This is a genomic window from uncultured Pseudoteredinibacter sp. (genome assembly GCF_947500695.1).
GTDB lineage: Bacteria > Pseudomonadota > Gammaproteobacteria > Pseudomonadales > Cellvibrionaceae > Pseudoteredinibacter.
The window spans coordinates 110551-123922 of record NZ_CANMSS010000007.1; the positions used below are offsets into that span (position 1 = coordinate 110551).

Below are 13372 nucleotides of genomic sequence, written 5' to 3' on the forward strand. Positions count from 1 at the left end.
TTATGCGTATTCATTAAATTGTTCGTCGAAATCTTGGTTTTTGAGCTGCGCTTTAGATCCCAAGGAATTTAGGCAAAGGCGGCTAATGCTAAGTGCCAATTTGCGGCTGTCGAATGGCTCGGATTCACCGCTGTAAAACTGATGCAAGGGTGCAAGGAGAGGTTCGGCTAACATGCCCACTACGGCAAGGCTGGCGGTGTGGCTATCCAGCTCTTCAAAGTCACCTGCCTCTATGCCTCTTTCTATAATGCATTGATAAACCTCAGCGTATGCCCGGCGGTAGATCAAGCGCTCCATTTCCAGCGCGGGATCCAAGGGCTCGGCCATTAAGGCGTAGGACTGTACGGGTGCTCGAAATGCTCGCTGGGTAAAGTTAAAACAGCACCTAGCTAGAGCTTCTGCCGGGCGCAAGTCAAGCTTAGCAATTGCCCGCATCTCATCGACCTCCCGTCCACTAAGTTGGCGGAATAGGGCAGTGCAAAGCTCAATCTTATTGGGAAAATAACGATACATGGAGCCTGTCGCCACGCCTGCCTGCTTCGCAGCGGCAGCCATAGTTAGTCCACCAAAGCCCTCTAGAGCTATGATCTGGCGAGCTGCGCTTAAGATCTTAGCTTTAGTATCAGCTTTGCGAGCTTGGATTTTTTCTGTTTCTCGGTATGCCACTTTATGCTACTTGTTGTAATAAGTTAGATAAAGTGAATCATGATTCACACCTTTAGGTCAAGTGCTTGTTCTGTGTGCAATTGAAATAATAGGGTCAGATCCGGTGGCTCTGACCCTGAATCGGTTTTAGGCCCAGAAGCCTAGCTTGAAACCGGCTCCGACAATGACAAAGGCAATCGATAGACATGTTACGGCGATGATATGCCAGGCCATGTCCCATAGATTAGATCGTGAGAGTTTGGGAATTACGCGAAATCGAGCGTCTAATGCTAGGCAAAAGGTCAGCCCCAGGAGTAGGAGTTTACACTGAATGCCCTGTGCTATTGGATTGGCGGAGTTTAACCACTGGCTGGGCTCAGGCAGCCAATGGTGCGCTAGTAATAGGCCAGTAATAATTTGTGCAACGAGAGCCGGCATGCCTATTTTCTCGTAGGCTGACTCGAAGTCTAGCAGCCGCTCTGGAGACATTTCCTTTAACACTTTTGGCAACACGGTTAGGCATAGAACGATATGCCCCCCTGTCCAAATGGTAGCGGCAAGAATATGAATAATGATCAAGCTGCTATAGCTCATTGGCTTTACTCTAATCAGATGAATGATTGATAGAGTAAAGCAAGATAATTGAATGAGAATTGATATCGATCAGTAACAGCTGATCTGCCTTATTCAGGGCTGCCTTAGATCTCTAAATGAATATAGCTTTGGCTGCTTTTATCATCGCTTTGCACTTTGCAGCTGATTAGCCGGTCAGGGCCGGCAGCAAACTGCTGGGTCATATAGGTCTTCAAAGCTTCTAAGCGAGCATTGGCTAGTTGCTGAGCGCTTTTAATTTCAGGTGCGGGTTCTATGCTCGCGTTCTGGGTTTGCTCCTGTTGCTGAAGAGCTTGTAACTCTTTTAAATGGGCGTTTTGTTGAGCGATCCAAGCTTCTTCTTGCTTGCTAATTATTGGGCAGGCGCGAACCCGTAGCTTGTCTTTCTTTTGCAGTAACTGCCCAAGCTTTTGCAAATAGTCCTTTTGCTCTCGGCTTAATTCACCCTGGCCATGATCAAACGCTAATGAATCCAGGCGAATTTTTTGGGCTTGTTCATTCAACCAGCTGCCCACGGTAATTAAAGTTCCGTAAGGCTGAAATGCGTATTTTAGGTAAGTAACACTGGCTTCCTTTAGCGCACGGCTACTCACCTGCTTTAGAATATCGCCGCTGCCAAACTCAGGGCTGCTAATGTCACCATCAACAGGTAAGTCTAGCTTTATATCGCCGTTATCATCTCGCAATAATCCAAGGGCTGAGTCTAAAGGCATGCTAATATTTTGATCCACCTGATCGGCTTTATTTGCGGCTACTCTTTCAAGCTCAATGCTTCGTAAATTGATTTGATTTTTACTCTCTAATTGCTTGCCATCTAACTGACTTTGGCTGTCTAGAGATAGCTGACCAGTGTGAATAAAGTAGCCTGTTTGTTTTTCAAAGTATGGCGACAAGCTCACTAGGTTAATATGTTCAAGATTTAATTTAGCCTGCATGGCTAGGTCACTCGCTAAGGGCTTGAGCACCCCCTCGCTTTTAATCAAACCCTGTGTATCTAATACAGCATCTAAAACCCAGCGACTTAAGCCTTCTTTGTTTTTACTATCGAATTGATCAATGGCTAGCTGCTTGACCTCTAAGGGTAGCTTGACAGCTGGGGTATAGTTTTTATCGCTAATACTAAAGAGGCTATTTCCAAGCTGAAGATCTTCTAATGTAATCCGTAAGTTGTTCTGGGTGTCGGTATTCTTCTGAGCTTCATTGTTATTATTTGATTGCGCTTGTTTATCAGTAGCGATAAAAGGAGCGAGTGCCTTCTCAATTTCAGTAAATGCAGCAAGTTGATAATCTTGTAATAATGTTAACTGACTATTTAGGCCTGTGATGTGCGCTCCTTGCGCAATGATCTCAGCTTCAACGTCCATATCTTTACCATTTATGTGGTGCTCCAGATTCGCAAGCTTGAAGCTTTCAATTCTTTGTTCCTGGGCATTGTCACTCAATAAACGAATATCATCTATAGTCAGGTTTTTTAACTGACTGTTGGCTTTATTTAAAAAAGCACTGTGAAATTCCGGAGCATTAATTTCTTTAATAGCTAGCAAGGCTAGCTGATCGTCGCCTTGGCCGACAGTAAGATCGATATCACTCGCCTTGAAGGCGCCCGATAAGTTCGGCTGCAAGAGCAGACCATCTGCCGTCAGGTTTATGTCGAAGCTGGGTTGGCCGGCGAGTGACAGGCTTTGCTGATTTAGCACCACATTTGTATTGTTCAAAGCAACACTAAGTGAAAGCTGACTGGAGATGGTTTTTGAAAGTGTATCGAAGTGATCTAGCTTAAGTTCTTTTAGCACCACATTACTGTTAATGCTTTCTCCATGCACCTCGGCGGTGACTCTGGTAAGCTCTATGTTGTTAAGTACAGCTCGCCAGGGCTTGCTTGTTTTTTCAGGGGGTAAGGTAGACTCTGAAACAGCTGCGGGCTCTAAATCAAGGCCTTTCAGTCCCCAGCTACCTTGTTTCTCCTCAAGTGCAAAATCAGCTCCACGGATTTTGATGCCATTGATTAATAGTTGCTGGTCCATAAGGTTGGCAATCAAGTCTTCGCTCTCTAAGTCTAGCGAAAGGTTTGAAACGCTAGCCTGTGTCTCGCCACCTTTGAGCAGCTCAACTCCGTTAAGCTCAATGTCCGCACGGCGCCAAGCGACCTTTATATCCTTAATCTGTATTTGAGCACCAGAGAGGTAATCTGGGCTGAACTTACTAACAGCGCTAGGTAACCAGCTTTCTAGAGACAGCAAGGCTCCAACGCTTATAAGTATTAAGGCTGAAAAGAATAGGGCGGCAATTTTAGCAATTAACTTCATGACGACTTCTAGATTGGATACATACAGGGAGTATGACAACAGAAGATGAAGTTTAGCTTAAAGAAAGTGAAAAAGTGTGTGAGATGTTAAAAATCAACATCTCACAGGGCTTAGCGAAGGTGGGAAGTTGCTATATCAGCGCTTACTGGCCGCACTTGGCTAATAAAGCCTTGGCAGTTTTAGAGCCGTTATCACGATCAATGGCTTTACAGATAAAATCGCCAGCCTGAATCAGCTTATCCAGGTCTATCCCGCTCTCGATGCCTAATCCGTTTAGCATATAGACCACATCTTCACTGGCCACATTACCACTCGCGCCTTTGGCATAAGGACAGCCGCCTAAGCCCGCTACGGAGCTATCCACTACCGCAATGCCAAGTTCGAGTGCGGCATAAATATTTGCCAGCGCCTGACCATAAGTATCATGTAAATGCACAGCTAGCTTTTCGGCCGGTACTTTTTTCAAAACTGCCTGCAGCATGGTTTTAACGCTAGCCGGGGTTCCTACGCCAATGGTATCGCCAAGGGAAACCTCGTAGCAGCCCGCTTCAATTAACTTCTCAGCGACCATGGCTACTTTTTCAGGATCGATATCGCCTTCATAAGGACAACCCACCACACAGCTCACATAGCCGCGTACCTTCAACCCCTCTTTTTTAGCCGCTTCCATAATGGGAGCAAAGCGATCCATACTTTCGGCAATACTGCAGTTGGTGTTCTTTTGGCTAAAGGCTTCACTGGCGGCTGCAAAAATAGCCACTTCATCTGCCCCCACCGCTACCGCGCGCTCATAGCCTTTCATATTTGGAGTAAGGGCGGCATATTCAACACCGCTTTGTTTTTGAATACCTTCAAAAACCGCTTCACTACCCGCCATCTGTGGAACCCATTTAGGATTCACAAAACTGCCGGATTCAATATATGAAACACCGGCATCGGCCAGTTTATGAATTAATTCTATTTTGGTTTCAGCGCTAATCGGCGTAGCTTCATTCTGCAAGCCATCTCTTGGGCCAACTTCTACTATGCGCACTTTTTTTGGCATGTTCATGATTACATGTCCTGTTTTCTATTTATTAAATCCGTTAGCTAGTTCCTCGCTGGCTGCACATTAACTTATTACTTGTACATTTTGAGGGATAGCTTAGGAGAGTGCTTTGAAAACCCTCAAAAACAGGGACGTTTTTGGGGAGCCCCCATGGATGGGTTTACGGCGTGTTTTCAAAGTACTCTCCTAAGCTATTCCGGCTCGAAGGCACTTGATAAAACTAACTACGGTATATTTCTATCGGCTTTATGTGCCACTTTAGCTTTCAAAATCGCGTAAATACATCCCTGTAGCTCCCCCACTGCATCCCTGCAGTGAGGGTTTTGAAAGCTAAAGTGTCACATAAATCCTACATCACGGAATATTTTGGCTAATAGCTATTCTTCATTGGCGGCAAAGTCTAGCAGCAAGGCACCACCATCAACCAACTCACCCGGCTGGAAAAAGAAACTATTCACCACACCATCGGCTGGCGCACGAATCGTATGCTCCATCTTCATCGCCTCCATTACCAATAGCGCATCTTCCTTCTTCACCGCATCACCAGCAGCCACCAAATGCGTCACCATCGTACCGTTCATTGGCGCCGTTAAACCGCCTTCACCACCGGTATCTTGATCTTCGCCCATATCAGGCTTGGATATCTTAAAGCTTACTGCACCCTTACTGGTGTACAAACTAAAGCCATCATCATGGGCTGCAACCGTAGCGCTTAAACGATGGCCGTTTAAATCTGCACGCAACTCGCTGCCATCCAGCTTGCCTTGAGCACTAATCGTTTCACCGCCCATATCAATCAAATAGGTGGTCTGACCATTGCGCTGTTGAACCTCAACATCCACAGGGCATTCCTGTTCATGATGTAGCAGAGTAACGGTTTGAATATGGGGCTCGTTCAAGCGCCAGTTACCACTGCAGTGCCAAGGTGAAGTGTGATCACCGCAAGCATTGGCGCGGGCGTCGGCTTCTTCAGCTTGCTGCAGCAGTACAAACAAGGCTGCCAGAGGTAACTCATCACTTAAAGCCTTCTCGTCATCATGGAAAATATCCCCATGATGCTTTTCGATAAAACCGGTATCCAAGTCTGCTTCTTTAAAGGCAGGTGCGTTAGACAAGTTATAAAGAAAATCCAAGTTTGTGGTTAAGCCACTGATACGGTATTCCTTTAAAGCCTTGCTCATGCGAGCCAGCGCCTTATCACGGTTTTCGTCCCAAACAATCAGCTTGGCGATCATAGGATCGTAATAAACACTAACCTCATCGCCTTGACGAACACCAGTATCGACACGAACGTTTTCGCTTTCTTCCGGTGCCTGTAAAAACTCTAAAACACCGGTAGCGGGTAAAAACTCATTATCAGGATCTTCAGCATAAACACGGGCCTCAAAAGCATGACCGCTAATGCTTAGCTCATCCTGAAGCAGTGGCAAGTGCTCACCAGAAGCAACACGCAGCTGCCACTCAACCAAGTCTTGGCCGGTAATATATTCCGTTACAGGGTGTTCTACCTGAAGGCGAGTATTCATTTCCATGAAGTAGAAAGAACCATCGGTATCGAGCAAAAACTCAACTGTACCCGCACCTTCATAGTTAATCGCTTGGGCGGCTTTTAACGCGGCTTCACCCATTTGTTGGCGCAGCGCCTCGGTCATGCCTGGGGCGGGTGCTTCTTCAATAACTTTTTGATGGCGACGCTGAACTGAGCAGTCACGCTCAAACAGGTAAACACCTTGACCATGTGTGTCACAGAAGACTTGAATTTCAACGTGACGAGGCTGGGTTAGGTATTTTTCTACCAGCATATGATCATCGCCGAAAGCGTTCATGGATTCACGCTTAGCAGCATCTAAGCCTTCATCAAATTCATCTTCGCTCCACACCTGACGCATGCCTTTACCACCGCCACCGGCAGCGGCTTTCAATAGCACGGGGTAGCCCATATCGTCAGCTGCTTTTTTAATGATGTCGCGGCTTTGATCTTCACCATGATAACCTGGCACCAATGGTACACCGGCTTTTTCCATAATCTGCTTTGCGGCAGATTTAGAACCCATAGCCTCAATGGCGCCAATCGGTGGGCCGATAAAAACGATATTATTATCCGCACATTTACGGCAGAAATCGGCATTCTCAGAAAGAAAGCCATAGCCTGGGTGAATAGCTTGAGCGCCAGTTTTGATGGCTGCTTCAATAACTTTATCGCCTAACAAGTAAGATTCGCGAGAAGGCGCCGCACCGATATGAATGGCTTCATCGGCCATGGCGACATGAAGAGCATGAGCATCGGCATCGGAATAGACCGCAACGGTGCGTACGCCCATTTTCTTAGCTGTTTTTATTACCCGGCAGGCAATCTCACCGCGGTTAGCAATTAAAATTTTGTTAAACATAATAATCTTCCCGCTTATTGAATCCAGTTGGCTTGACGTTTTTCCAAAAAGGCAGTCAAACCTTCTTGGCCTTCTTCTGACACACGAATAGCGGCGATACGCTCGCTGGTATCAGCAATCAATGCGCTATTAATTTCACGTTCTGCAACATCGGCGACTAGCTTCTTAGCCTGGGCGACAGCTTGTGGGCTATTGCCAAGTAGGGCGCCGATTAAATTTTCTAATGCTTCATCCAATTGCGCTTCTTCAACCACTTCGCTAACCAAGCCCAGTGCTTGAGCTTCTTGGGCCTTAAAGCGTTCGGCAGTAAGAAAGTAGCGTCGCGCAGCGCGCTGTCCCATAGCGGCAATCACATAGGGGCTGATGGTGGCTGGGATTAAACCGATTTTCACTTCGCTTAAGCAGAAGCTGGCGCGCTCGCTGGCTACCGCCATATCGCAACAAGCTACTAGGCCAACGGCACCACCAAAAGCTGCGCCTTGTACGCGGGCAATGGTGGGCTTGCTCATAAAGTTTAAGCGGCGCAGCATTTCGGCCAGCGCATTAGCGTCAGTTAGATTTTCCTCATAACTGTAAGTCGCCATGCGTTTCATCCAGCCAAGGTTGGCGCCTGCTGAGAAACTCTTGCCTTCGGCGGCCAGTACAACGATGCGCACTTTATCGTCTTGGTCTGCATCGGCGAAGGCTCCGCTAAGCTCGGCAATCACGCTGTCATCGAAGGCATTGTGAATGTCTGGGCGTCCTAAGCTGATGGTGCGAACACCACGAGCATCGGTGCTGATGTTTAAGGTCTTTTCAATTGATTCGCTCATGATGACCCCTTACATGCGGAAGATGCCGAACTTGGTATCGTCGATTTCACGATTCAAGCTGGCAGAAATACTAAGGCCCAATACCATACGAGTATCGGCTGGATCTATTACGCCATCATCCCACAAGCGAGCGGAGGCATAATAAGGGTGACCTTGGCGATCGTACTCATCGATGATGGGCTGTTTAAACTTAGCCTCGTCTTCTTCGCTCCAGTTTTCGTTCTTAGCTTCAAACTGGTCACGCTTAATAGTCGAAAGAACGCCGGCCGCTTGTTCACCACCCATTACTGAGATGCGTGCATTTGGCCACATAAATAAGAAGCGAGGATCATAAGCGCGGCCACACATGCCGTAGTTACCGGCACCAAAAGAACCACCAATAAGTACAGTAAACTTAGGTACTTGGGCACAGGCTACCGCGGTAACCATCTTGGCGCCGTGTTTGGCGATGCCGCCCGCTTCGTACTGCTGGCCAACCATAAAGCCGGTAATATTCTGTAGGAACACCAGTGGTATTTTGCGCTGTGCACAAAGCTCTACAAAGTGGGCGCCTTTTTGTGCAGACTCACCAAATAAAATACCATTGTTAGCGACGATACCCACTGGATAACCAAAGATACGCGCAAAACCGCACACTAATGTGGTGCCATATAGTGCTTTAAATTCATCGAATTCAGAGCCATCAACAATGCGCGCGATAACTTCACGGACATCATAAGGCTTGCGAGAATCTTTCGGGATAACGCCATATATTTCTTTGCTGTCGTAAGCCGGCTCAACGCTGTCTTGAATATCCATATTCAATGGCTTCTTGCGATTTAAGCGGTCAACCGCTTGGCGAGCTAGTTGCAAAGCATGGTGATCATTTTGTGCATAGTGATCGGCTACGCCCGAAGTGCGGCAGTGAACATCAGCACCACCTAAATCTTCAGCGCTTACGATTTCACCAGTTGCCGCTTTAACCAGCGGTGGGCCACCGAGGAAAATAGTGCCTTGTTCTTTCACGATGATAGATTCATCGGCCATGGCCGGTACATAAGCACCACCAGCTGTACAAGAACCCATTACCGCCGCGATTTGCGGAATGTTCTTTGAAGACATATTGGCTTGGTTAAAGAAGATGCGACCAAAATGTTCGCGGTCTGGAAATACATCATCTTGACGAGGTAGGTTAGCACCACCGGAGTCCACCAAAGATATACATGGTAGATGGTTTTGCTCAGCAATGGTTTGTGCGCGCAAATGTTTTTTTACGGTCAGCGGATAGTAACTGCCACCTTTTACGGTCGCGTCATTGGCAATGATCATGCACTCTTGACCACTGACTCGGCCGATGCCGGTAATAATGCCTGCCGCTGGGACATTATCTTCATAAACTTCATAGCCCGCGAGCTGGGATAGCTCTAAAAACGGTGAGCCTGGGTCCAACAGGTTTTTCACGCGATCGCGGGGTAGTAATTTACCACGGCTGACGTGACGTTGCTGGGAGCGTTCGCCACCACCTTGTTTGATGGTATCGAGCTTGCCTTGCAAGTCGTCCACTTGAGTTTGCATATGCTCGGCGTTTTCTTGGAAATCCGCCGCGCGGGTGTTTAGCTTGGATTGAATTTTAGCCATAGCGAAGTCTCGCTTCCTGTTGGTTTATTGTTTCAAATTCTATTTTGTTGCGTTGTCTTTCAATATCTGGGGTGTCTCACCACGGTGAAACCCTTCGAATGCTTGGTTGTTTTTGTCGGCCACTTTTATTTCGTAAAGTGGTGAGCTTAGGCACAATGAGCTGCCGCCATCTACTGGAATGGTGGCGCCATTGATATAGGCCGCGCCATCGCTCAATAAGAAACATACGGCTGAGCTGATTTCAGATTCGGTGCCCATACGCCCAGTAGGTACGGCCTGGCCGAATTTGGGGATGCGGGCAATCATGTCTGGGTCTTCATAGCTGTCCATGCCTGATGAGGCGATATATCCTGGAGCGACGCTATTAACACGTACACCGCTATTGGCCCATTCGATGGCTTGGGTTTGGCTGAGGTTTTCCATGCCGGCTCTTGCGGCGCCACTGTGGCCCATTAATGGCATGCCGCCAAAATAGTCGGCGGTAATATTCACTACGCTGCCGCCATGTTCTTGCATGCTTTGTTTAAAAACTTCGCGAGCGACAATAAAACCGCCGACTAGGTTGTTGCGTACTACCGCTAGAAAACCATTGGCGCTGATGTCTTTTAGCTCTGCTGGGAATTGGCCGCCGGCGTTGTTTACTAAGCCGTGAATAGGGCCGTGGTTTTCTACGAAGCCTTGAATGACTTCGACGACTCCAGCTTCGTCACGAATATCGACGCTGCCATAATCGGCTTGGCCACCATCACTAATTATTTCGTCTTTTACGGTTTGCAGTTTGTCGATACTGCGTCCAAGTAAAAGTACTTTGGCGCCTAGTGAAGCCAGTTCATGGGCAATACAACGGCCGATACCGGAACCGCCACCGGTGACCAATACGGTTTTGTTGTTAAAACTATTTGCTGCTAAGGATGACTGGTAGCTCATCGGGCTTCCTTTGTATTCTTTATATTTTAGAGTTTTGCTTTTGTGCCTGCTTTGCGGTTTGTTGTCACGCCAGGGGTTTCAAAATCGTGTAAATACATCCATGTAGCTCCCCCACTGCATCCCTGCAGTGAGGGTTTTGAACCCCCTAGCATGACAACAACCCTCGTTCAGTGTTCTTTTTTAAATTTTGTTCTGTTTTCTTGTCGGTTACGTGCCTGTCGGCCGGCTTGCTGTTACTGTTGTGCTTTCAAAAACACGTAAATATGTCCCTATAGTTTCCCCACTGCATTCCTGCAGTGAGGATTTTGAAAGCACAACAGTAACAACAATCCTCTTTTAGTGTTCTTTTAAAGTAATTTTTCTCTGCTTGTTACCGGCTTTGTGTGCTGTATGCGTCTTCAAAAACACGTAAATATGTTCCTATAGCTTCCCCACTGCGTCCTTGCAGTGAGGATTTTGAAAACGCATACAGCACACAAGTCCTACATTCAAAAAGTCACACCATACATTTAGATAGAGTGTGATTCCCAAAATAGTGATTTTTCTAACTCACTAAATGGTGCAACGCAGCTATCGCGCAAAAAGCGCATTTCTCTATTTGGTTTCGTTGAAGAGTTCTCTTCCGATCAACATCCTTCTCACTTCTGAAGTACCCGCACCAATCTCATACAACTTAGCATCACGTAGTAAACGACCTGTTGGGAATTCGTTGATGTAACCGTTGCCGCCCAAGGTTTGGATCGCTTGCAGTGCCATTTGCGTGGCTTTTTCGGCGGTGTATAGAATAACGGCGGCGGCATCTTTACGGGATTCTTCGCCACGGTCACAGGCTTTGGCTACGGCGTATAGGTAGGCACGGCTGGCGTTCAAGTCGGCGTACATGTCGGCAACTTTGCCTTGCATTAATTGGAATTCACCAATGGATTGGCCGAACTGCTTGCGATCGTGGATATAAGGGACAACCTCGTCCATACAAGCTTGCATGATGCCAACCGGGCCACCAGAAAGAACGGTACGTTCGTAATCTAGACCGCTCATCAATACGGCGGCGCCTTTGTTGAGTTGGCCTAGGATATTTTCTTCTGGTACTTCACAGTCTTGGAAAACCAACTCACAAGTATTGGAGCCGCGCATGCCTAGTTTGTCCAGCTTTTGATGGCGAGAGAAGCCAGGGAAGTCACGCTCTACAATAAATGCTGTAATACCGCGGCTGTGGGCTTCCATATCGGTTTTGGCGTAGATCACGTAAGTGTGAGCGTCAGGGCCGTTGGTGATCCACATTTTGTTGCCGTTTAATACGTATTTATCGCCTTTCTTTTCAGCACGCAGTTTCATGCTGACGACATCAGAGCCGGCATTGGGCTCAGACATGGCTAGGGCACCAATGTGCTCACCAGAACATAGCTTTGGTAGATACTTTAGCTTTTGTTCGTGGGTACCGTTTTTGTGGATTTGGTTTACACAAAGGTTAGAGTGGGCGCCATAAGATAGGCCAACTGAGGCACTGGCGCGGGAGATCTCTTCCATCGCGATCACGTGGGCCAGGTAACCCATATTGGTGCCGCCGTATTCTTCGGCTACGGTCATACCCAATAGGCCCATGTCACCAAATTTGCGCCACATATCCATTGGGAATTCGTTTTTCTCGTCGATATCCTGAGCACGCGGGGCCAGTTCGGCTTGAACAAATTGGTATACCGCATCGCGCAGCATATCCACGTCCTGGCCTAGGTCAAAGTTTAGGGTAGGGTATGAAACGTTCATATCAAAGCTCCGTAAAAAGGCAGATATTAGTCAGTTATTTTGTGCTTATGCTTGTTGTTTAGAGGCTAACGCCTCTAGTGCTTCAAGCGCTCGGTTTTCAGATTCTTGCAGGTCTAGCATCATCACTTCGATATCGTGCAGTTGCTGTTCCAGGTAATTCTTGCGTTCGCGTATCTTGGCGAGCAATGTGTTGAGCTGGTCTTCATTGCTTTGGCCTGGGTTGTACATGCCGATAATGTCTCGGCTTTCATCTAGGGTTAGCCCCAGTCTCTTACCGCGCAGTATCAATTTGAGCTTGGTGCGGTCAGCAGGGGTGTAGATTCGTGTTTGCCCCTTTCTTGTAGGGTTTAGAAGCCCTTTGTCTTCATAAAAACGAATGGCGCGGGTGGTGATATCGAACTCTTTAGCCAGCTCTGAGATGCTGTAGGTTTTATTCTTCTGTTCCATATTCCGGCTTTGCTCTTCATTCAAGTATTGAACACTATAAATAAAGTTGACGTTAACGTAAAGGTAAAGCGAGCTTGCGTGCCTGTAATTTTCAGCTATTTTCTAAGCTATTGAGATGTATGGTTTTTATTGTTTGTGAGCGCTAACAAATATAGCGGCAGTGTATAAACGTTTGCGCTAAGGGGCATCTAAAAAGGAGTTATTTGCGGCTGACGCCCTGTAATAAGGCCGACTTTAAGGCTTGATAGTAGCTGCTAAATTGGGCGCTATTGTCTGTCTGTTGTAACCAGTATCGTACGCTATCGAGGCGTAAACAATCGTACATGCGGCTGATCTGCCAGGCGGGAATATCATTACGTATGAGCCCCTGTAATTGGGCCTTCTCAATCCGCTCAATACGGTAGCTTCGGCCTGGGGCGAATAAATCGAGTTCTTGATTATTACCTTGCTCGGTATAGCTGAAGACCTGGGTGTGCTTCTCCAGCATGATTAATAGGCGCTTATGCTTTTCGATCCAGTCGCTGATTTCACCTATATTGGTGGGCACCAGTGCATCTTCCGCATTGCCGATAAGTTCATCTTCTGCCCAAAAGCTTCTATTGGCTAGCCACTTGATGGCTAGGGCCTCTAGGATGGCGCTTTTGTTATTAAAGTAGTTAAAGAAGGTCTTGCGGCTTATTCCTGCTGCTTGCGCCAAATCATCGATGGTAAGCTGTTCAAAATCGAGTGCTTCTAGCATGCTTTCGGCGATTGCCAGAATATGCTCTCGAGTAGCCTGTTTTTTTTCTTCTCTAAGTCCCATAG

Annotated in this window: 11 protein-coding genes; all 11 read right to left on the minus strand. The window is 47.2% G+C overall.

Going from position 1 to position 13372, the window contains the following annotated elements; genetic code table 11:
- A complete protein-coding gene (locus Q1A08_RS13645) occupies window positions 1-666 on the minus strand; it encodes a TetR/AcrR family transcriptional regulator (RefSeq protein WP_299773816.1) in 666 nt (221 codons plus the stop codon).
- Between the two features lie 126 nt (window positions 667-792).
- Complete coding sequence (locus Q1A08_RS13650) at window positions 793-1239, minus strand: CopD family protein (RefSeq protein WP_299773818.1); 447 nt, start codon at window positions 1237-1239, stop codon at window positions 793-795.
- Window positions 1240-1343: 104 nt separating this feature from the next.
- Entirely contained in the window at window positions 1344-3563 is a 2220-nt protein-coding gene (locus Q1A08_RS13655; protein ID WP_299773820.1) for a DUF748 domain-containing protein, read from the minus strand.
- Between the two features lie 142 nt (window positions 3564-3705).
- Window positions 3706-4614 (minus strand): hydroxymethylglutaryl-CoA lyase, encoded by a 909-nt coding sequence (locus Q1A08_RS13660; RefSeq protein ID WP_299773822.1) that lies wholly within the window; start codon window positions 4612-4614, stop codon window positions 3706-3708.
- A gap of 374 nt (window positions 4615-4988) precedes the next feature.
- Entirely contained in the window at window positions 4989-7001 is a 2013-nt protein-coding gene (locus tag Q1A08_RS13665; RefSeq protein ID WP_299773824.1) for an acetyl/propionyl/methylcrotonyl-CoA carboxylase subunit alpha, read from the minus strand.
- Window positions 7002-7015: 14 nt separating this feature from the next.
- On the minus strand, window positions 7016-7813 hold the full coding sequence (locus tag Q1A08_RS13670; RefSeq protein ID WP_299773825.1) for an enoyl-CoA hydratase/isomerase family protein: 798 nt from the start codon (window positions 7811-7813) through the stop codon (window positions 7016-7018).
- Window positions 7814-7822: 9 nt separating this feature from the next.
- Window positions 7823-9430: a carboxyl transferase domain-containing protein gene (locus Q1A08_RS13675; RefSeq protein WP_299773827.1), complete on the minus strand. Its 1608-nt coding sequence runs from the start codon at window positions 9428-9430 to the stop codon at window positions 7823-7825.
- Window positions 9431-9469: 39 nt separating this feature from the next.
- Window positions 9470-10357 (minus strand): SDR family oxidoreductase, encoded by an 888-nt coding sequence (locus Q1A08_RS13680; RefSeq protein ID WP_299773829.1) that lies wholly within the window; start codon window positions 10355-10357, stop codon window positions 9470-9472.
- A gap of 594 nt (window positions 10358-10951) precedes the next feature.
- The gene (locus tag Q1A08_RS13685; RefSeq protein ID WP_299773831.1) at window positions 10952-12121 is read right to left on the minus strand and encodes an isovaleryl-CoA dehydrogenase; all 1170 of its coding nucleotides are present in this window, start codon (window positions 12119-12121) and stop codon (window positions 10952-10954) included.
- A gap of 45 nt (window positions 12122-12166) precedes the next feature.
- Window positions 12167-12568, minus strand: coding sequence for a MerR family DNA-binding transcriptional regulator (locus Q1A08_RS13690; RefSeq protein WP_299773833.1), 402 nt, complete (start codon window positions 12566-12568; stop codon window positions 12167-12169).
- Between the two features lie 199 nt (window positions 12569-12767).
- Window positions 12768-13370, minus strand: coding sequence for a TetR/AcrR family transcriptional regulator (locus Q1A08_RS13695; protein ID WP_299773835.1), 603 nt, complete (start codon window positions 13368-13370; stop codon window positions 12768-12770).
- Window positions 13371-13372 lie beyond the last annotated feature (2 nt).

Coding starts and splice junctions, on each gene's coding strand:
- Q1A08_RS13650 (WP_299773818.1), bottom strand. CDS start 1,239: ATGAGCTATAGCAGCTTGATCATTATTCATATTCTTGCCGCTACCATT.
- Q1A08_RS13655 (WP_299773820.1), bottom strand. CDS start 3,563: ATGAAGTTAATTGCTAAAATTGCCGCCCTATTCTTTTCAGCCTTAATA.
- Q1A08_RS13660 (WP_299773822.1), bottom strand. CDS start 4,614: ATGAACATGCCAAAAAAAGTGCGCATAGTAGAAGTTGGCCCAAGAGAT.
- Q1A08_RS13665 (WP_299773824.1), bottom strand. CDS start 7,001: ATGTTTAACAAAATTTTAATTGCTAACCGCGGTGAGATTGCCTGCCGG.
- Q1A08_RS13670 (WP_299773825.1), bottom strand. CDS start 7,813: ATGAGCGAATCAATTGAAAAGACCTTAAACATCAGCACCGATGCTCGT.
- Q1A08_RS13675 (WP_299773827.1), bottom strand. CDS start 9,430: ATGGCTAAAATTCAATCCAAGCTAAACACCCGCGCGGCGGATTTCCAA.
- Q1A08_RS13680 (WP_299773829.1), bottom strand. CDS start 10,357: ATGAGCTACCAGTCATCCTTAGCAGCAAATAGTTTTAACAACAAAACC.
- Q1A08_RS13685 (WP_299773831.1), bottom strand. CDS start 12,121: ATGAACGTTTCATACCCTACCCTAAACTTTGACCTAGGCCAGGACGTG.
- Q1A08_RS13690 (WP_299773833.1), bottom strand. CDS start 12,568: ATGGAACAGAAGAATAAAACCTACAGCATCTCAGAGCTGGCTAAAGAG.
- Q1A08_RS13695 (WP_299773835.1), bottom strand. CDS start 13,370: ATGGGACTTAGAGAAGAAAAAAAACAGGCTACTCGAGAGCATATTCTG.